The organism is Actibacterium sp. EMB200-NS6, assembly GCF_001305615.1.
GTDB classification, from domain to species: Bacteria; Pseudomonadota; Alphaproteobacteria; order Rhodobacterales; family Rhodobacteraceae; genus Actibacterium_A; species Actibacterium_A naphthalenivorans.
The window spans coordinates 1,919,228-1,938,593 of record NZ_CP010869.1; the positions used below are offsets into that span (position 1 = coordinate 1,919,228).

Sequence of the window (19,366 nt, forward strand, 5' to 3'; positions counted from 1 at the left end):
AACTGCGACATCGGCCAAGACGAATGACATAACACATTCGAATGTGTATCTTTGAAGGCAGGGAGAAGATCGCGGCCCCGGCGAAACCGGCAGTTGCGTTAGAAAGACCAAAAGAAGCGGGCACAAAAAACAGGCCCGCACTCAGGGAGGAGACCACGATGACAATCCGCAATACGCGGCGCGCAGATATTGCGCGCGCCGCAGGGCTTTGCTGCACCCTCGGGATACTGGCCGGCCCGGCCAGCGCCACCAACGGCTATATTGCCAACGGCTATGGCGGCGGCTCCAAGGGCATGGCCGGGGCCGGCGTCGCGGTGCCGACCGGGGTGCTTGGCCTGGCCCGGAACCCGGCGATGGGCCTGAAGGTGGGAAATCAGGCGGGCTTCTGCCTGACCACGTTCGCCCCCGACCGCGGGTTCGAGACTTCGGGGACCGGCCCGCTGGCCAATGGCAGCTATGACAGCCGGAACTCGGTGTTCGTGATCCCCTGCGGCGGAGCGAATTTCTAACTGAACGACCGCGGCTCGCTGGGCTTTTTCGTGTTCGGCAACGGCGGCATGAATTCGGAATATGAAAGCAATGTCTTTTCGGCCCTCGGCGGCACCTCCCCGCTGGGGGTGAGCCTCGAGCAGCTTTTTATTTCGATGAACTACAGCTACCGGGTGGACGAAACCCTGACCCTTGGCATCGCGCCGGTTTTCGCCCTGCAACGCTTCAGCGCCACCGGGCTGGAGGGGTTCGACAATGCCGGTTTCTCATCCGATCCGGGCAGCGTGACCAATAACGGCGATGACTGGTCCACCGGCGGCGGCCTGAACCTTGGCCTGCTGTGGGAGCCGGCGCCGGAATGGGATATCGGGCTGGGCTATCGGTCGCGCATGTATATGGAACCGTTCGAGAAATACTCCGGCCTGTTCGCCGAACAGGGCGATTTCGACATTCCCGCCGTGGCGACACTGGGGGTGGCCTATACACCGGCGCGCAATGACAAGCTGACCCTGACGGCCGAATATCAGCGGATCTTCTATGGCGACGTCGCCGCCATTTCCAACACCAACGCAACCGCCGCCGCGCTGGGCGCGCTGCTGGGCAGCGATGATGGCATGGGCTTCGGCTGGAAAGACATGGATGTGTTCAGGATCGGCGGCGTCTATCGCCCGAGCGACAAATGGACCTTGCGCGGCGGTGTCAGCTATGCCTCGCAATTCATTGATGGCGAAGAGGCGCTTTTGAACGTGCTGGCGCCGGCAACGCCGCAATGGCACGCCTCTGTCGGGGCAAGCTACAGGGTGGACGCGCATTGGGGCATCACCGGCTCGTACACCCATGCGTTCGATAACACGGTGTCGGGCGCCAACCCGGTGCTTTCGCCGGGCCAGCCGGTGGATCTGCATATGGCGCAAGACGAGGTCGCGCTTGGCGTAACCTACCGCTGGTAGGCGTTTTGCGTGCCGCGCCCCCTTTTCGGCGGCGCGGTGCCCCTTGCGCGAATCCGGCCCCGGACGTATCAGCCGGAGCATGACAAGCCCATCACATGACCGCCTTCTCATCATCGACTTCGGCAGCCAGGTTACGCAGCTCATCGCGCGCCGCCTGCGAGAGCTGAATGTCTATTGCGAAATCCACCCGTTTCAGAAGGTGACAGACGCCTTTCTGGCGGACTTCGCGCCCAAGGCCGTGATCTTTTCCGGCGGCCCGGCCAGCGTGATCGACGAAAATTCGCCGCGCCCGCCGCAAAGCGTGTTTGATCTGGGCGTGCCGATCCTTGGCATCTGCTACGGTCAGCAGGTGATGATGCAGATGCTGGGCGGCAAGGTGGAGCGCGGCCATGGCACCGCCGAATTCGGCCGCGCCTATGTCACGCCTATGGCCGCGCGGATCGATCTGCTGACCGGCTGGTTCCTGGAGGAAAAGGAACAGGTCTGGATGAGCCATGGCGATCATGTTTCGGAAATCGCGCCGGGATTCGAGGTTTACGGAACATCGCCCAACGCGCCCTTTGCGATCACCGCCGATCTGAGCCGCAATTTCTTTGCCGTGCAGTTTCACCCCGAGGTGCATCACACCCCCAACGGCAAGACCCTGTATGAGAATTTCGTGCGGCTGGCCGGCTTCACCGGCGACTGGACGATGGGCGCCTACAAGGACGAGGCGATCCGCCAGATCCGCGAACAGGTGGGCGATGCCAAGGTGATCTGCGGGCTGTCGGGCGGCGTCGATTCCTCTGTCGCCGCGGTGCTGATCCACGAAGCGATCGGCGATCAGCTCACCTGCGTTTTTGTCGATCACGGGCTGCTGCGTCAGAACGAGGCGCAAGAGGTCGTGACCATGTTCCGCGACCATTACAACATGCCGCTGATCCATGCCGACGAGCAGGAACTGTTTCTCGGCGCTCTGGATGGCGTGTCCGACCCCGAGGTCAAGCGCAAGACGATCGGCAAGCTGTTCATCGACGTGTTCCAGAAACACGCCGGCGAGGTGGGCGGTGCGAAGTTTCTGGCCCAGGGCACGCTCTATCCCGATGTGATTGAATCGGTGAGCTTTTCCGGCGGCCCCTCGGTGACGATCAAGAGCCATCACAACGTGGGCGGCCTGCCCGAGAAGATGGGGCTGAAGCTGGTCGAGCCGCTGCGCGAGCTGTTCAAGGACGAGGTGCGCGGCCTGGGCCATGAGCTTGGCCTGCCGGCCAGCTTCATCGGCCGCCACCCCTTCCCCGGCCCCGGCCTCGCGATCCGCTGCCCCGGAGAGATCACGCGCGAAAAGCTGGATATCCTTCGCCAGGCCGATGCGGTCTACATCGACCAGATCCGCAAGCACGGGCTTTATGACGAGATCTGGCAGGCGTTCGTGGCCATTCTGCCGGTGCGCACCGTGGGCGTGATGGGCGACGGGCGCACCTATGATTTCGCCTGCGCCCTGCGCGCGGTGACGTCTGTCGACGGGATGACGGCGGATTACTACCCCTTCAGCCATGCGTTTCTGGGCGAAACCGCCACGCGCATCATCAACGAGGTCAAGGGAATCAACCGCGTCACCTATGATGTCACCTCCAAGCCGCCCGGCACGATCGAATGGGAATGAGGCTAAGGGCCTCCGCAACTTAATGCGACAATTCACGCCCCGGCGCAGCCTGTTTGGGCAGAGGAGCTGATTCACCCGCCGCGCCGGTGCATGGTCTTTGCATGCGGGTCCGGCTTTCGGGTAAACTTGATGAGTGACAGAACGTGCCTGCGGGAGTGTGCCTTGACCACGCGTGTTTTCCGATGCCGGTATTGCGGCCATAAAATGCGGCTGTTGAGCGCCCATTGCGGAAAGTGCTACGCGAAAAAACTGCTGCACCAGCGCCCCGTCCTGTATGGCTCCTTTCTGCTTGGCGCTTTGATCGTCGTCTCCGCATCACTGCGATAGCGCGAGTCGTCGCGCGCCCCGTGGCGGCCCTTCTTGCCGCCGGGCATGGACCCATCCGCTCAAAATCCTGATTTTTGTACTCTTCGGCCTGTTCGTAGCGTCATGACAGCGGGGTGACGCTGCGTTACTGATTGACAAATCGAATCTCAGACAACGAACAAGTCCTTCTGCGAACAGGGAGAGAGAACTGAATGAACAAAACGATGGGAGGTGTGCTGTCCGCGTTTCTGGGCAGTGGAAGCGCATGGGCGGGCGGCGTGGAAAGATCGGTGCAATCCACCGCCATTCTGTTCGAACCGGGAACCTATGCCGAGGTTTCGATTGGCCATGTCTCGCCCGATGTCAGCGGCACGCAGGCCAGCGCGATCGGGCCCTTTCCCGCCGGCGCCTCGACCGGGGATGTGGCCCGCGGCTATGACACCGGCGCAGTGGGATTCAAGTCCGACCTGTCGCCCAACATCTCGGTCGCGCTTATCCTTGATCGGCCGATCGGCGCGAATATCGCCTATGAGGCGCCTGCCTATATCTACGGCTCCGGCAGCGGCTCCCATGCCGAAATCGAATCCGCCGCTCTCACCGGGCTGATACGCTATGTCCTGCCGTCGAACGTCAGCCTGATCGGCGGCATCCGGGGCCAGGAAGTGTCAGGCAAGGTGTCGCTGTTCAACGGCTATACCACCGACACCGACCGCGCCTTTGATTTCGGATATGTTCTCGGGGCGGCCTGGGAAAAGCCAGAGATCGCCATGCGCATCGCCCTGACGTACAATTCCGAGATCACCCACGGGCTGAACACGCGGGAAACCGATCCCGCGATGGGGGTGGCCACCGCCGATACCTCTTTCGACACCACGGTTCCGCAATCGGTCAATCTGGACGTCCAGACCGGGATCGCCAAAGACACACTGCTGTTCGGGCAGATCCGCTGGGTGGACTGGACCGCATTCGACATCACCCCCAACGTGTATGCCGCCAACTACGGCGAGGCGCTGGTTGCCTATGACAATGACACGGTCACCTACAACGTCGGCCTCGGCCGCCGGTTCAACGACACATGGTCCGGCGCCGTCACGCTGGGATACGAGGAAACCCAGGGCGGCTTTGCCGGCAACCTCGGCCCCACCGACGGGTTCACCAGCCTCGGGGTCGCGGCCACTTACAGCACCGGCAGCGTGAAGATCACCGGCGGCGCGCGTTACATCTGGATCGGCGAGGCGACGACGGAAAGCCCCGTCGTCAGCGGCGCGCCGCTTGGCGAATTCAGCGGCAACAGCGCCGTCGCGGTGGGGATGAAGATCGCCTATAACTTCTGAGCCGCCTTCGGGCCGCTCGGGGCGCGGGGGGGCGATATCATTTGACCGCCCCCGCCCCGCTGGCTACCACACCCGGACGGAAACGGGGGCGCGTGATGGTGTATCAAACGGCGAAAGACTGGCTGGCGGCGGAAAAGAAGCGCGTGCTTTTGTTCGGCATGTCGGGGCTGGGCAAGACCCATCTGTCGAACATGCTGCGCGAGGCCGGCGGCTGGTTTCACTATTCGGTCGATTACCGTATCGGCACCCGCTACATGGGCGAGCATATCGCCGACAATTTCAAGCGTGAGGCGATGCGCGTGCCGCTGCTGCGCGAATTGCTGATGACAGACAGCGTCTACATCCAGTCCAACATCACCTTCGAAAATCTGGCGCCGCTCTCCACCTATCTGGGCAAGCCCGGCAACCCGGACCTGGGCGGCCTGCCCTTTGCCGAATACATGAAACGCCAGGAACAGCACCGCGCGGCCGAGATCGCAGCCCTGCTGGACACGCCCCATTTCATCGAGAGGGCCAGGGATCTCTATGGCTATGACAATTTCGTCTGCGATTCCGGCGGCTCGATCTGCGAGATCGCAAACCCCGAAGATCCGGGCGACGCGGTGCTGAAAACACTGTCCGACACCCTGCTGATGGTCTGGATCGAAGGCAGCCCCGCCCATACCGAAGAACTGATCCGCCGGTTCGACAGGGCGCCAAAGCCGATGTATTACCAGCCCGATTTCCTCCACGCCGCCTGGCAGGAATACCTGAGTGAAAACAATATCTCGGAAGGTGACGTTGACCCGGACGCCTTTGTCCGCTGGACCTATGCGCGCGCGTTGGCCCACCGCCAGCCGCGCTATGCGGCGATGGCCGAACACTGGGGCGTGAAGGTCTGCGCGCATGATGTGGCCAATGTCCGCTCGCCCGCGGATTTCGAGGCGATGATCGCCCGCGCCCTTGAGGCGCGCTGAGATTCGGCCTATCTGACGATGTCCCCGCAACAGGAACCGGTTCCATGCCCATCAAGCTGCCCTCTGACCTGCCCGCCTTCGACGTGCTGACGCGCGAAGGGGTGATGGTGATGGAAGAGGGCCGCGCCGCGCTGCAGGACATCCGGCCGCTGCGCATCGGGCTGCTGAACCTGATGCCCAAGAAAATCCAGACCGAAACCCAGTTCGCGCGGCTGATCGGGGCAACCCCGCTGCAGATCGAACTCAGCCTGATCAGGATGAGCGATCACGAAACCCGCAACACCGCCGCCGAACACATGGAGGCGTTCTATCGCCCCTTCGCCGAGGTGCGCGCCAGCGGCGAGAAGTTCGACGGGCTGATCATCACCGGCGCCCCGATCGAACATTTGCCTTTCACAGAGGTGACTTACTGGGACGAGCTGACCCAGGTCTTCGATTGGACCCAAGGCCATGTGCATTCCACCTTCGGCGTGTGCTGGGGTGGCATGGCGATGATCAACCATTTCCACGGCGTGCGGAAACACATGCTGGACCACAAGGCCTTCGGCTGTTTCCGGCATCGCAACCTCGCGCCCACCTCGCCTTATCTGCGCGGGTTTTCCGATGATTGCGTGATCCCGGTCAGCCGCTGGACCGAAATCCGACAGGCGGAGATCGACGCCACGCCCGGCCTGACCACCCTGCTCGGCAGCGATGAGGTGGGGCCCTGCCTGGTCGAGGATCCGGCGCACCGGGCGCTTTATATCTTCAACCATCTGGAATATGACAGCGACACGCTGAAGCAGGAATATGACCGCGACGTCGCCGCCGGGACCGCGATCAACGTGCCCAACAATTATTACCCGGATGACGATCCCGCGCGCCCGCCGCAGAACCGGTGGCGCAGCCACGCGCATCTTCTGTACGGCAACTGGATCAACGAGATCTACCAGACCACGCCGTTCGATATCCGCCGGATCGCGGCCTGACGCATCGGCCGTGGCGATTGCGCCCCGCGCGCCAATCGCCATACTGGCCCGATGACGGCAAGGAGAAGACAATGACGCTGCCATTCGACGGGGCCATCAGCAGATATTTCAATGACGAGGCCCCCAAAAGCCTGCGCCGCGCCGTGCTGGACGGCGGCAAGAAAGACATCCTGTCCGACACCTACCCCTATGACGAACGCATGGACGGCGACGCCTATGGCGATGCGCTGAAGGCGCTGCAGATCGAACTGGTAAAGCTGCAATCCCATGTCAAGCAAAGCGGGGCGCGGGTGGCGGTTGTGTTCGAAGGTCGCGACGCATCCGGAAAAGGCGGCACGATCAAGCGGTTCCGCGAAAATCTTAATCCACGTGTCGCGCGGGTGGTGGCGCTTCCCAAACCGTCTGACCGAGAGGCGACGCAATGGTATTTCCAGCGCTATATCCAGCATCTGCCGGCCGGCGGCGAAATCGCGCTGTTCGACCGGTCTTGGTACAATCGCGGCGTCGTCGAACATGTGTTCGGCTTTTGCACCCCGCAGCAGCGCGCCCATTTCTTTGCCCAGCTCCCCGAGTTCGAGGCGATGCTTGTCGAAGAGGGTATCCATCTGGTCAAGCTGTGGCTGAACGTCGGGCGGGCCGAGCAGATGCGGCGGTTCCTTTCGCGTGAGAAAGACCCGCTAAAGCAATGGAAACTCAGCATGATCGACGTTGAAGGGCTGAAAAAATGGGATGCCTACACCAGCGCCATTCAGGAAACGCTCGCATTTTCGCACAGCCCCGTCGCCCCCTGGACCGTCATCCGCTCGGATGACAAGCGCCGGGCGCGGCTGGCCGCGATCCGCAAGGTTCTGACCTGCGTCGACTATGCCGGAAAGGACGCCGCCGTGGTGGGCGCGCCCGATCCGAAAATCTGTGGCGGGCCCGAGATCTGGGATGCCTAAGAAGCGCGGCTATCATCACGGCAACCTGAAACAGGCGCTGGTCGCGGCGGCACTGGAGCTGATCGAGCAAAAGGGTCCGCAGGGTTTCACCCTGTCCGAGGCGGCAAAGGCCGCCGGCGTCACCCCGGCCGCCGTCTATCGCCATTTCCACGGCCGCGAGGATCTGATCGCCGAAGCCGCGCGACAAGGCTACGAGATTTTCGCCGATCTGATGCAATTTGCCTATGACAAGGGCCAGCCCTCGGCGCTGGCCTCGTTCGAGGCGACGGGCCGCGCCTACCTGGCCTTCGCCCGCAAATACCCCGGCCATTACATGGCGATGTTCGAAAGCGGCGTTTCGGTCAACGCCAATGCCGAACTGGCGCGCGCCGCCGCCCGGGCCAACGGCATCCTCGAGAAGGCCGCCAGCGACCTGTCGGAACGCATCCCGCCGGAAAAGCGCCCGCCCGCCGCGATGTTCTCGGCCCATATCTGGGCGCTGAGCCACGGTGTGGTCGAGCTTTACGCCCGCGGCGCCCCCGGCGCGCGCGCGCCCTTCCCGCCCGAAGAGCTTCTGGAAAGCGGCATCGGCATCTATCTGCGTGGACTGGGGCTGATTCCGCCCGACAATTGAGCCCACCAGCGGCAGCAACAATCTGCGACAATCCGGCGCTTCGAGTCTGATCTTTCAACAATCCCCGCCCCGGCTCGGCCCGTTCCCCATACAACCGGCCATGCGACTTGCTCATTGCGCCTCGGCACGGCAGCTTCGCACAGAATTTTCTGTGCCCGGTGGTTTGGTTCAATGCACTACAGACCCGAAATCGACGGCCTGCGCGCTGTCGCGGTCCTTCCTGTCATTCTGTTTCATGCGGGCTTCAGCATCTTCAGCGGCGGTTTCGTCGGGGTCGACGTGTTCTTCGTGATCTCGGGCTATCTGATCACCACGATCCTGTTGAAAGAGCTGGCGGAAGGCGAGTTTTCGATTCTGCGATTCTACGAACGCCGCGCCCGGCGCATCCTGCCGGCGTTGTTCGTGGTCATGCTGGCCTGCGTCCCTTTTGCCTGGGCCTGGATGCTGCCCTGGCAGTTCGACGAATTCGCGCAAAGCCTGGTCGCGGTCACGCTGTTTGTGTCCAACGTGCTGTTCTGGTCGCAAACCGGGTATTTTCAGGCCGAGGCCGAGGAAAAGCCGCTGTTGCACACCTGGAGCCTGGCGGTGGAGGAGCAATATTACCTGCTGTTCCCGCCCGCGCTGTTCCTGCTTTGGCGGTTCGGCCGCAGGCCGGCCTTTTACGCGATCCTCGCCATGGCCCTTGTCAGCCTGCTGCTAAGCGAATGGGGTTCGCGCGGGAAATCGGTGGCCACCTTCTTTCTGGCCCCGACCCGCGCGTGGGAGATTCTGGCCGGGTCGATATGCGCCTTCGTGCAACTGGGCGCCGGGCAAAGGCGCAGCGGCACGCTCTCGCTCGCCGGGCTGGCGATGATCCTCTTCGCCATTTTCGCCTTCGACGAACACACGCGCTTTCCCTCCTTCTACGCGCTGGTGCCGGTTCTGGGCGCGGCGTTGATCATCCTGTTCGCCGCCCCCGGCACCTGGGCCGCGCGGCTGCTCTCCTGGGCGCCTTTCGCCGGTGTCGGGCTGATCAGCTACAGCGCCTATCTGTGGCACCAGCCGCTCTTCGCCTTTGCCCGCATCCGCAGCCTGCAGCCCCCGGAACAGGCGCTGATGACGGCGCTCGCGGCGCTCTCGCTCGGGCTCGGCTATCTCAGCTGGCGCTTTGTCGAACGGCCGTTTCGCAACAAATCCGCCGCGCCGCTGGTGACGCGCCGGGCCGTGTTCACCGCGTCAGGCGTGATCGGCGCGGCCTTCATCGCCTTTGGCGCCGCCGGCCATCTGGGGCACGGGCTGAGCTTTCGCCTGCCCGGAGACATGGCCACCCGCCTGACAGAGATCGAGACGCTGCATATCGAGCGCGATATCGAGATCCGCGTCGGCACCTGCCATTTCGGCGGGCGCGGGCAATACAGCCGCATCGACGGGTTCCTGGAGAACTGGGATTGCGGCACCAGCCCCGCGCCGGACGGGGGCACGCCGCGCATCGCCGTCTATGGCGACAGCCACGCGGCCGACAAGGCCAACGCGCTGCGCGCCGCCGGGGCCCGCGTCGCGCAGATGAGCGCCAATGGCTGCCCGCTCATCCCCGAAAAGGTCGCCTTTGCCTATTGCGCCCCGATGCTCCGACAATTTCACGCGGCCATGCGCGAGAGAGGCATCCGGACGGTCTTTCTGGCCAACCGGCTGGACCCGCATGAGCTTGAGGGCCCATACCTTCAGGCCGTGTTCAGCTATTGGGCCGAACGCTACGATCAGGTCATCCTGTTTTCGCCCATGCCCGAATTTCCCAAATTCGAAACGGCCTATGCCCGGCACGGCGCGGATACCGGAGCGCACGTATCAAGCGACAACACCGCCGACGCGGCGTTCTTTTCCGCCCTCGCCGGGATCACGCTGCCTGAAAACCTGACGGTACTGAACACGCGCCAGCTGTTTTGCGCAGGCCGGGTTGGCTGCGACCCGATCCAGAACGGGGCCACGCTTCTTGTCGATTATGGCCACCTTTCCCCGGTCGGGGCGCGGCATCTCGGCGATCGGCTTGTCCCCGCCCTTGGCGCCGCCCTGGGCCACGGGCCGACCGTGCTGGCCACGCAATAGCGCGCTTGGCCCGTGCCTGCCTAGATCACGCGCCGGAACGCCTGATCCTGAAGCAGCGCGGCTTTTTCTTCGTGCTTACCCTCGGCCCGTGCGATCGCCACCCGGAAGATGCGTGCGGACCGTTTGGCCGAGCTGATATGCGGCTTCAGCGGTTCGCCGGCCGAGACGGTGATCGGCGCCGCCACGGCCCCGTGCAGATCGGGGGCGCGCTGTTCGATGGCGTCCTGCACATCACGCTCGAGCGCATCGCGCGATTCGGTCTGCTCGCTTTGAAAAATACACACGAAAACACCGCTGCCGGTGTAGGACATCAGGAAAAACCCCCTGCGCCCGAGCGCATCGCCGATCGCGCCGCCAACGGCTTTCAGCACCTCGTAATATTCGGAATGCCCTGTCTGGGCGTGAATGACCTCTGCCTGGTCGATCTTGATGGCGAAGATGTTGGAATTATAGAGCCGCGCCTTTGAAAGCTGGCCCAGATAGTTCGCCAGCGCCTCGGATTCGACGGTGCCCTCAACCTCTTCCAGGCGCTGCGCCGCATCGAAGCCGGGCTTGCCCCCCATGCCGGCTTCCACCGGTTCGGCCGGCTCTTCCGCCGGGGTCTCGAGCGCCGCGGTATGGGCCGCATGCAGCTTTTCGGCGACGCGCACCCTCGCGCCCAACTCGGTGACATCAAACGGCTTGGTCACATAGTCGGTTGCCCCGGCCGCGAAGGCCCAGTCGATATGTGCCTTGTCGGTCATCGACGTCAGCATGACGATGGGGGTGGTCTTGTATCCCGGCATGGCCCGCACCCTTCGGCACAGCTCTATCCCGTCCATGCCCGACATGTGGATGTCCAGGAACAGGCAATCGAAACCGCGATCGTCGCTCTCGATCATGGAAAGCGCTTGCTGGGCCGAGGTCGTTACGGCGACATCGTCATATCCGAAATCCGACAAAACCACCGGCAGCAGTTCGAGTATGAAAACATCATCATCAACTGCAAGTATTCGCATCCGGCTTCCTCTAGTTGTCCGTTCGGTATTATGACACACCCTGCGCGATAGCCGTCGAAAATTTTTGGAAAAATTGTGACTATATTGTGGCTTGTCACGGCACGGGCGCATTTCAGGCCTGACCAAACGCAAAAGGGCCCGCATGATGCGGGCCCTTTGTAAATGTGCACTCCGTACGGAGGCGATCAGCGCTTGGAGAACTGGAAGCTCCGGCGGGCCTTGCGGCGGCCGAATTTCTTGCGTTCCACCACGCGGCTGTCGCGGGTCAGGAAGCCTGCGGCCTTCAGCGAGGCGCGCAGCGCAGGATCGTAAAGCTGAAGCGCTTTCGAGATGCCGTGCTTGACCGCACCTGCCTGGCCCGAAAGACCGCCGCCCTTGACCGTGGCGGTCACGTCGAACTGATCTTCGGTGCCCGAAACGGTGAACGGCTGGCGCAGGATCATCTGCAGCACCGGACGCGCGAAATAGGCGTTGATCGCCTTGCCGTTGACGATGACCTTGCCGGAACCCGGCTTGATCCAGACACGGGCAACCGCGTCCTTCCGCTTGCCGGTGGCATAGGAGCGGCCCAGTTCGTCACGCACGGGTTCGCGCGGCGCCTCGATGTCCATCAGGACAGCGGCGTTGGTGCCAGAGACAACCTCGTTCAGGTCGTCGAGGGATTTGATTTCGTCGGCCATCATGCGCTCCGGGTGTTCTTCGGGTTCATGGACTTCACGTCCAGCACTTCGGGGGCTTGCGCCTCATGCGGATGCTCGGCGCCCGCATAGACACGCAGGTTGGTCATCTGCTGGCGCGACAGGCGATTGCCCGGCAGCATGCGCTGAACAGCCTTGGTCACGACACGCTCGGGGTGCGCGCCTTCCAGGATCTGGCCGGCGGTGCGGTGCTTGATGCCGCCCGGATGCCCGGTGTGCCAGTAGTATTTCTTGTCTTCGCGCTTCTTGCCGGTCATCTGTACCTTGTCGGCGTTGATGACGATGACATTGTCGCCCATGTCCATGTTGGGCGTGAACGACGGCTTGTGCTTGCCGCGCAGGCGCATGGCGACGATCGACGCAAGACGGCCCAGAACGACGCCTTCCGCGTCGATCAGGATCCACTTCTTGTCGATGTCTGCCGGTGTTGCAGAGAAGGTTTTCATGTGTCGTGCCCTATTGGCTAAGGTCTGAAGGCGCCGAAACGGCCCCCGGTATCAAGGATGGACGTGTTCTAAGGATTTCGCGCGCGCAGTCAAGCGCCTTTGCGCCGGATTAATCATTGAAAAACAGATGCTTGCAATTACGGTATTATTTTACCCCATGAAATTGGTGAGGATTCGCCGCTTTTGCACCCCCGCGCCCTAGAGATCGACGTTGGGCGGCGGGTTGGCCAGCATCGCGGCGATCTCCTTCAGCCCCGCCTCGAACTGCGGCTGGGGCACGATCGCGTTCAGCGCCAGCCGCACCGCATGGGGCGCGGCGCCGTCGGGCAGCGCGAATTCATCGGCCGGCTTGATGCGGATGCCGCGCGCCTCGCAGGCGGTGGCGAAGGTGGAGCCGCGCCAGCCCTGCGGCAGGCGCAGCCAGATGAACGGCACATCGGAACGCCAGCGTATATCCCATTGCCCCAGAATGTTCACCGCCTGATGCACCCGCTGCAGGTTGATCTTTTCCACCCCCTGCCGGATCCGCTCCGCCTCGCCAGAGCGCAGCAACTCGGCACACAGGTCCAGAATCGGCTGCGGCATGCCATAGAAGGACGATTGCGCCACCTGCCGCGCCGCCCGCGCCATGGCCGAAGGACAGGCCGCAAAGCCAAAGCGCAACGTCGCCGACACCGATTTGGTCAGCGACGACACATACCATCCGCGCTCCGGGCACAGGGCGCGATAGCCCGGAATGTCGCTGTTGGCCACGCGGTGGCAATCGTCCTCGATGATCTGAAGCTGGAATTTGCGCGCCAGATCAGCGATTTCCTGGCGCCGCGCGTGGCTGGTGCGTGTCGTGGTCGGGCTGTGCACCTCGGCCGCAGTCAGAAGCACCTGGCCGCCATGGGTGCGATAGGCCTCGGCCAATCGGTCGGGCCGGATACCCTCCTGGTCCATCGCCACCCCGACGAGCTTTGCCCGCAACAGCCGCGCCGCGTGGCGTACCCCCGGATAGGCCAGCTCTTCGGTCAGGATCACCGGCGTCGGGCCGCTCAGGCAGGCCTGCAGCACCATCATCACCGCGTTCTGCGCACCAAATCCCAGCACGATATCGTCTGCCGCCAGCCGCCCGGCGCGGTCCTGCCCGATCCAGTCCACCACCGCCTTGCGCGCGGCCAGATCGGTATCGCTCGTCGGATAATCGGTATAGCGGCTGCCGGTGCCCTGCGCCATCCGCATCAGGATATCGCGGATCACCCGCCCCTGCCCCAGATCGGCCACCCGGCAGGCGCGGAAATCAAGCGTATCGGCCTGAATTGTGTTGATCAACGGCTCGTCCACGACCGGCGCCCGGTCGGCATCGCCCGCCACAAAGGTGCCACGCCCCACGGCCGTATCCAGCAAGCCTTCGTCATTGGCCAGCTTGTACGCCCGCGCAACGGTGCCGGGCGTTATCCCGAGTTGCCAGGCCAGTTCCCGCACCGGCGGCAGGCGGTGCTGCGCCGGCAAGGTGCCAGACCGGATCGCCGCGCGCAGGGATTGTAACAACACAATGTATTTCGAACCGGAGGCCGAAGACAGATCGGGCGGCCAGTTTGTATCCATTACAATGTTTTCCTAGCGTCATTCAGTACAATTTGATACGCGATACTTGCACAGTAAAGGTTTTGTATCAATACAATAAAGGAGATACGCCAATGTCACACTATCTCGCTTCGACCTGGATCCTGCTGGAGCGGCTCGCGGCCCGCACCACTCTTCCGGTAACCTCGAAAGCGGCGGTGCGCGTGGCCTATCTCTTTATGCAGTGGGATGAGCGCAGCCGCGCGCGCAAGCGCCTGGGTCATATCCCCGATGCCATTCTGCGCGACATCGGCCTGACACGCGATCAGGTCTCGCGCGAAGCGGAAAAACCGTTCTGGAGGCCGTGATCCCCGTCACGTAACCTCTTCCTGGCCGGAGCCTCGTCTCCGGCCTTTTTTGATCCGCCCAAACGAAAATAGCGGCCCGAAGGCCGCTATCCGTGTCTTTTCATGTCAGATCAGGCGGCCTTGCGCCGCCGCGCCAGCCCCAGAAGCACCAGCGCGCCGCTGATCATCGGCAGGCTCGCCGGCAGCGGAACCGCCGCGACCGGAACCACGCCGCTGAAGGGCTGCAAATGCCCTTCACTGTTCATGAGCACGCGATCGGCGTAAAGGCTGCCCTCATAAGGCGTCCCGACGGTGACCGCCGCGAACGGCGCCAGGATCGAGCCGACAACGGTGCGGTCCAGCGTGATCGAGGTCGCCTCGAAGAAGTTCCAGATCACCTGACGCCCCAGCGATTTGGTTTCATTGTTGTTCGGAAAGGCGCCCGTCGTGCCCGACACGTTGATCACGATCGTGTCCGACGCAGCGAGATCATAGTCGATGCTGCTCACCCCGGCCGTCAGCGCGCTGAAGGGCATGTCGAACACCGTGAAATCGCTCAGCGGGTCGGCCTGAAACGTCAGGGTCTGCCCGTAGAGCGCGGGGCTGCCGCCCTCCAGATCGGCCAGCGAGATCGAAAACGCATCCAGCGTCTCGGCAAACCGTTCCGGCACGTTGATCGCGCCGGTGGTCAGGGTGCCGCCACTGCTGACATCGACAATGCCCGACAGGGTGCCAATGCTCACATCGCCGCCGTTCAGCCCCTTGGCGATCCCGGTCTGCTCGCCGACCACAACAAGCGCGTCGAACTCCGAGACCGGCAGATCCGCCGCCCGCGTGTTCAGCCCGGTCTCGAACGTACCCGACAGATCACCGCCGATCAGCGCGCGCCCCTCGACATGCGAGGTAGAGGCGACATCGCCGCGGGTGATCAGGTTGAACTGGTTCAGCAATTCCGCCGCCGAGAGCGTGGTGGCATGGGACGGCGCGGCAAGCACCACGGCGCCAAGGGCGGCACCAAGCATGGCAATCTTCATATCGGTTCCTTCAAGGCAGGAGTATCGGCCCACCGACCGCTTCGGACGGTGCGCGTATTTGCGAAGGCCGATATAGCCGGGACTGGTCCGGGGGATGAAGCCATGCCGCTACGTAACCCTATCTTTTGAAAAGGTTTATTGCCCAAAAGGACAGGTCGCTCGGGTGACACTCCGAAACAATACGACCGAACCCCCGGTATTGTCCAAAAAGTTTCACTTGCGCGCGCCGCCGCATCCCCCTACATCCGCTCTCCATATGAGGGACCGATCCCAACCCCGCGCTGCGGGGGGGCGCTAAGGAACCTCTGGATTCAATCTGCTGGTAAGAAGGGGATGCGCCATGGAACGCGCCAACCTCTTCCAACTGGGGATCGGTCTGGAGACAGGCGCCCACGCGGAAGACACCTGCGGCCTTTCGGCTGCAAACGACACACCTGACATTTTCGACGAAACGCGCGATGATCACTTCATCCGCCGCGATGGCCGGGTCTTTGCCGGAACGCACCTGATCATCGAGGTGGTGAACGGCCACGGTCTGGATGAGGAAGCCGGCATTCAAAAGGCCTTCCGCGATTGCGTGACGGCCTGTGGCGCAACGCTGCTGCACATCCATACGCACAAGTTCAGCCCCCAGGGCGTCTCCGGCGTGGCGGTGCTGGCCGAAAGCCATATCTCCGTCCACACCTGGCCCGAAATCGGCTATGGCGCGTTCGATGTGTTCATGTGCGGCGACGCTGACCCCTGGAAGGCGGTCGACGTGCTGAAACGCGCCTTCGCAACCGATGACGTGCGCGTCAAGGAACTGCTGCGCGGCGACGGGCTGGTGACCGGGGCCGCAGCGGCATGAGCGACTGGCTGCGCGAAACCCTGCATCCCGACTACGCCCAGGCGCTGCGCGTGGACGAAATGCTCTACGACAGCAAGACAGAGCATCAGCGGCTCAAGGTGTTTCAGAACGGCACCTTCGGCCGTGTCCTGACACTCGACGACGTGGTGCAGACCACCGAGGGCGACAATTTCATCTACCATGAAATGCTGACCCATGTGCCGATCCTCGCCCATGGCGCCGCCAGGCGCGTGCTGATCATCGGCGGCGGCGACGGCGGCATGGCACGCGAGGTGCTGCGCCACACATCACTCGACCATGTCACCATGGTCGAGATCGACGCGGGCGTGGTGGAATTTTCGAAAGAGTACCTGCCGATGCTTTCGGCGGGCGCGTTCGAAGACCCGCGCCTGACCCTCGTCATCGACGACGGCGCCGCTTTCATGCGCGAAACAACGGAAAAATTCGACGTGATCATCGTCGATTCCACCGATCCGATCGGCCCGGGCGAGGTGCTGTTCACCGATACCTTCTACGGCCACGCCAGGCGCGCCCTGACCGCGGACGGCATTCTTGTCACCCAGAACGGCGTGCCCTTCCTTCAGGGCGCAGAGCTGTCCAACTCCATGCGCGCCTTCAAGGCGCTGTTCGCCGATTGGGGCTGCTACACCGCCACGATCCCCACCTATGCCGGCGGGCCGATGGCCTTTGGCTGGGGCACCGACGGCCCCGCCGGCAGGGTGCCGCTGGACGTGCTGCAGAGCCGGTTCGACACGGCGAAGATAGAGACGGGTTACTATACCCCCGAGGTCCACAAGGCCGCCTTTGCCCTGCCCGGCTACATCAAGCGTCTGCTTCCCTGAAAGGGCCTTCATCTTTCCAAGAAATATCCCCGCCGGAGGCATCGAACTCTACCGGCGCGACATCAACTTTCTTGCCTCCGGCGGGGATATTTCGGGAAAGATGAAAAGGCTAGCGTTTCGGCGGGATAGAATAGGTCAGCCCGCCCCGGGCCACCGGCGCCGCCAGTCCTTGTGAGAAAACCAGCGCGTCACCGACGGCGAGCACGCGGCCGAGTTTCAGAAGCTTGGCCTCGCAGATCAGGTCTTTGCCCGCTTCTGGCTTGCGCATGAAATCAATCGCGCAATTGGTGGTCACAGCCAGCGCCTGTGGCCCGATCATTGCCAGAATCGCCAGGTAGACCGACACATCCGCCAGCGCGAAGATCGAAGGACCCGAAACGGTACCGCCCGGGCGCAGGTGCTGTTCGCCCACATTCAGGCGCAGGCGCGCAGTCATCGGGCCGATGTCCTCGATCGTGAAGTCGTCGCTGACTTGCGGAAAAGTCATTGCGAGGAACCCTTCGAGTTCCGTGATCCCCATAACCGGCTGCACGCGCTTCCCCCCGTTCGCTTTGGCGCATAGACTTTTCCAAAAGGGAGGGAATGACAAGATGGGCGAAGAAATCCTTTTGCGCGCGGACCGGGATGGCGTGGCCGAGTTGACGCTGAACCTGCCGGACCGGCTGAACGCGCTGTCCGACGCCATGCTGGCAGCTTTGCAGGCGCAGATCGACGCCCTGTCGGATGACAGCGCCACGCGGGCTGTGATTCTGCGCGGGGCGGGCAAGATGTTTTGCGCTGGCCATGATCTGAAGGAGATGACAGCCGGGCGGCAGGCCGAGGATGGCGGCAAGGCCTATTTCGCCGATCTGTTCGCCCGCTGCGCACGCGTCATGATCGGGCTGCAACGCCTGCCCCAGCCGGTCGTCGCAGAGGTGCACGGAATTGCCACCGCCGCGGGCTGCCAGCTTGTCGCCTCCTGCGACATGGCGATCGCGGCCGAGGGCACGCGGTTCGGGGTGAACGGGGTGAACATCGGGCTGTTCTGTTCCACCCCGATGGTGGCGCTTTCTCGGAATATTCCGCGCAAACAGGCCTTCGAAATGCTGACGACGGGCCAGTTCATCGGCACCGAACGGGCCGAGGCGCTGGGATTGATCAACCGCGCCGTGCCACCGAGCGAGCTTGCCGAGGCGACGCGGGCGCTGGCCGGGATGGTGGCGCAAAAGCTGAGCGCTGCGGTGAAGATCGGCAAGGCGGCCTTTTACGAACAGATGCAGATGCCCGTTGATCAGGCATATGCCTATGCCGGGGACGTGATGGTGCAGAACATGCTGTTCCGTGACACCGAGGAAGGCATTGCCGCCTTTCTGGAAAAGCGCCCGCCGGACTGGCCGCATTAGCCCCGGCTCAGGCCCTCCGGCGAAACGCCAGTTCGAGCTTGTTCAGCGCGCGGGTGTACCAGCGGCGGTTCACGCCCTTGTGCACGAAGGGCCGGCGCACGCCGGGATTGACCGGGCGCAGCACGTCCTCGGCCAGGGTGATCGTGTTGAGCGGGCGGGTCTTCAGCGCCGCGATCTCGGCGCCTGTCATCGGGGCGAAGGATTTGACGTCCTCGCCCGACAGGTATTCCGCCAGCCGCGCGCCCAGGGTCCGGCGGCCGAAGCGCAGGGTGGCAACCTCGGGCAACTGACAGATGAACGGGTCCGCGAAATGCAGCATCGGCGCGAACAACCCGGCGGCACGTTTCGAGTTCTCACGCTCGGTCGGGCCGAAGGCCCAGCCCGCGGCGCGCAGGCGCGGCGCGTGGCACAGCGTCACGTCATAGACCCAGCGGCGCGATCTTTCGCTTTGATCCGCCGCGCCATTGTCATTGCAATAGCCCCGGAACGGCGGCCAGGGCTTGTATTCATGGCGGCTGCGCGGCTTGCGCGGCCCCATGGGGAAACAGGGATGGACGAAGGCATGCCCGGGGTCGGCGTCGAAAAACGCCTGCAGCGCCTGCCAGTCGTCCGCCGCCAGGTCGCGCACCATCTGCACGTCGTCCTGCATGAACAGCGCCAGGGTGCTGTCGCAGGTTTCCAGCGCCCATTGCATATTCGCGTAGAGCCCGCCGTGCCGGCCGACCCGTTCGGCCCGGGGGGTGACGACCGTTACCGGAAGCGCGGCAAGCACCTGCACCGTTTCGGGATCTGTGCTGCCGTCGTCCACCACGGTGACCGTCAGGCCCGGCGCGTGGCGCAGGATCGAGTCGATACAGTTCTTCAGATAGGGGCCGCGGTTGAACGAAAAGACGAAGACACGGCAATCCGGTACCATGGCTGGCCCCTGTTCCTGTTTCATGCG

Annotated in this window: 20 protein-coding genes; 13 read left to right on the forward strand and 7 right to left on the reverse strand. The window is 63.4% G+C overall.

What is annotated here, in order from left to right:
* Positions 1 to 158 precede the first annotated feature (158 nt).
* The 9 genes from TQ29_RS09340 to TQ29_RS09380 all read left to right on the forward strand — a co-directional run bounded on the left by TQ29_RS09340 (position 159) and on the right by TQ29_RS09380 (position 10,281).
* A complete protein-coding gene (locus TQ29_RS09340) occupies positions 159 to 509 on the forward strand; it encodes a hypothetical protein (protein ID WP_054538927.1) in 351 nt (116 codons plus the stop codon).
* A complete protein-coding gene (locus tag TQ29_RS09345; RefSeq protein WP_255353461.1) occupies positions 510 to 1,439 on the forward strand; it encodes an OmpP1/FadL family transporter in 930 nt (309 codons plus the stop codon).
* Between the two features lie 79 nt (positions 1,440 to 1,518).
* Entirely contained in the window at positions 1,519 to 3,081 is a 1,563-nt protein-coding gene (guaA, locus tag TQ29_RS09350; RefSeq protein ID WP_054538929.1) for a glutamine-hydrolyzing GMP synthase, read from the forward strand.
* Positions 3,082 to 3,599: 518 nt separating this feature from the next.
* Positions 3,600 to 4,721: a hypothetical protein gene (locus TQ29_RS09355; RefSeq protein ID WP_054538930.1), complete on the forward strand. Its 1,122-nt coding sequence runs from the start codon at positions 3,600 to 3,602 to the stop codon at positions 4,719 to 4,721.
* Between the two features lie 95 nt (positions 4,722 to 4,816).
* The gene (locus tag TQ29_RS09360; protein ID WP_054538931.1) at positions 4,817 to 5,677 is read left to right on the forward strand and encodes a hypothetical protein; all 861 of its coding nucleotides are present in this window, start codon (positions 4,817 to 4,819) and stop codon (positions 5,675 to 5,677) included.
* A gap of 44 nt (positions 5,678 to 5,721) precedes the next feature.
* On the forward strand, positions 5,722 to 6,645 hold the full coding sequence (metA, locus tag TQ29_RS09365; RefSeq protein WP_037207527.1) for a homoserine O-succinyltransferase: 924 nt from the start codon (positions 5,722 to 5,724) through the stop codon (positions 6,643 to 6,645).
* A gap of 71 nt (positions 6,646 to 6,716) precedes the next feature.
* A complete protein-coding gene (ppk2, locus tag TQ29_RS09370) occupies positions 6,717 to 7,586 on the forward strand; it encodes a polyphosphate kinase 2 (protein WP_054538932.1) in 870 nt (289 codons plus the stop codon).
* Positions 7,579 to 8,199, forward strand: coding sequence for a TetR/AcrR family transcriptional regulator (locus TQ29_RS09375; RefSeq protein ID WP_054538933.1), 621 nt, complete (start codon positions 7,579 to 7,581; stop codon positions 8,197 to 8,199). The genes ppk2 and TQ29_RS09375 overlap by 8 nt, the downstream gene beginning before the upstream one ends.
* Positions 8,200 to 8,370: 171 nt before the next feature.
* Positions 8,371 to 10,281, forward strand: a complete 1,911-nt coding sequence (locus TQ29_RS09380) for an acyltransferase family protein (RefSeq protein WP_054538934.1) — start codon at positions 8,371 to 8,373, stop codon at positions 10,279 to 10,281.
* A gap of 20 nt (positions 10,282 to 10,301) precedes the next feature.
* On the opposite strand, the gene TQ29_RS09385 is transcribed toward TQ29_RS09380, so the two are convergent.
* The 4 genes from TQ29_RS09385 to TQ29_RS09400 form a co-directional block, all read right to left on the reverse strand.
* Positions 10,302 to 11,279, reverse strand: a complete 978-nt coding sequence (locus TQ29_RS09385) for a PleD family two-component system response regulator (RefSeq protein ID WP_054538935.1) — start codon at positions 11,277 to 11,279, stop codon at positions 10,302 to 10,304.
* A 185-nt stretch (positions 11,280 to 11,464) separates the two neighbouring features.
* Positions 11,465 to 11,959, reverse strand: coding sequence for a 30S ribosomal protein S9 (gene rpsI / locus TQ29_RS09390; protein WP_054540390.1), 495 nt, complete (start codon positions 11,957 to 11,959; stop codon positions 11,465 to 11,467).
* The gene (gene rplM / locus TQ29_RS09395) at positions 11,959 to 12,423 is read right to left on the reverse strand and encodes a 50S ribosomal protein L13 (RefSeq protein ID WP_037207521.1); all 465 of its coding nucleotides are present in this window, start codon (positions 12,421 to 12,423) and stop codon (positions 11,959 to 11,961) included. Before rplM ends, rpsI begins: the two co-directional genes overlap by 1 nt.
* Positions 12,424 to 12,621: 198 nt before the next feature.
* Positions 12,622 to 14,013, reverse strand: coding sequence for a PLP-dependent aminotransferase family protein (locus TQ29_RS09400; protein ID WP_054538936.1), 1,392 nt, complete (start codon positions 14,011 to 14,013; stop codon positions 12,622 to 12,624).
* A 92-nt stretch (positions 14,014 to 14,105) separates the two neighbouring features.
* Here TQ29_RS09400 and TQ29_RS09405 point away from each other — a divergent pair, with 92 nt between their 5' ends.
* Positions 14,106 to 14,339 carry a DUF1127 domain-containing protein gene (locus tag TQ29_RS09405; RefSeq protein WP_054538937.1) on the forward strand — a complete coding sequence of 78 codons (234 nt, stop codon included), beginning with the start codon at positions 14,106 to 14,108 and terminating at the stop codon, positions 14,337 to 14,339.
* Positions 14,340 to 14,449: 110 nt separating this feature from the next.
* On the opposite strand, the gene TQ29_RS09410 is transcribed toward TQ29_RS09405, so the two are convergent.
* Positions 14,450 to 15,352: a collagen-binding domain-containing protein gene (locus TQ29_RS09410; protein ID WP_054538938.1), complete on the reverse strand. Its 903-nt coding sequence runs from the start codon at positions 15,350 to 15,352 to the stop codon at positions 14,450 to 14,452.
* Between the two features lie 340 nt (positions 15,353 to 15,692).
* On the opposite strand from TQ29_RS09410, the gene speD reads away from it, so the two are divergent.
* Positions 15,693 to 16,199: an adenosylmethionine decarboxylase gene (gene speD / locus TQ29_RS09415; RefSeq protein WP_054538939.1), complete on the forward strand. Its 507-nt coding sequence runs from the start codon at positions 15,693 to 15,695 to the stop codon at positions 16,197 to 16,199.
* Entirely contained in the window at positions 16,196 to 17,041 is an 846-nt protein-coding gene (gene speE, locus TQ29_RS09420) for a polyamine aminopropyltransferase (RefSeq protein WP_054538940.1), read from the forward strand. Before speD ends, speE begins: the two co-directional genes overlap by 4 nt.
* A 109-nt stretch (positions 17,042 to 17,150) precedes the next feature.
* On the opposite strand, the gene TQ29_RS09425 is transcribed toward speE, so the two are convergent.
* Positions 17,151 to 17,528: a PaaI family thioesterase gene (locus tag TQ29_RS09425; protein WP_235974471.1), complete on the reverse strand. Its 378-nt coding sequence runs from the start codon at positions 17,526 to 17,528 to the stop codon at positions 17,151 to 17,153.
* Positions 17,529 to 17,631: 103 nt separating this feature from the next.
* Between TQ29_RS09425 and TQ29_RS09430 the strand changes: the two genes are divergently transcribed.
* Positions 17,632 to 18,423 (forward strand): enoyl-CoA hydratase, encoded by a 792-nt coding sequence (locus TQ29_RS09430; RefSeq protein ID WP_054538942.1) that lies wholly within the window; start codon positions 17,632 to 17,634, stop codon positions 18,421 to 18,423.
* A 7-nt stretch (positions 18,424 to 18,430) separates the two neighbouring features.
* Here the strand turns inward: TQ29_RS09430 and TQ29_RS09435 are convergent, their stop codons facing one another.
* Positions 18,431 to 19,363, reverse strand: a complete 933-nt coding sequence (locus tag TQ29_RS09435) for a glycosyltransferase family A protein (RefSeq protein WP_082386591.1) — start codon at positions 19,361 to 19,363, stop codon at positions 18,431 to 18,433.
* Positions 19,364 to 19,366: the final 3 nt, after the last annotated feature.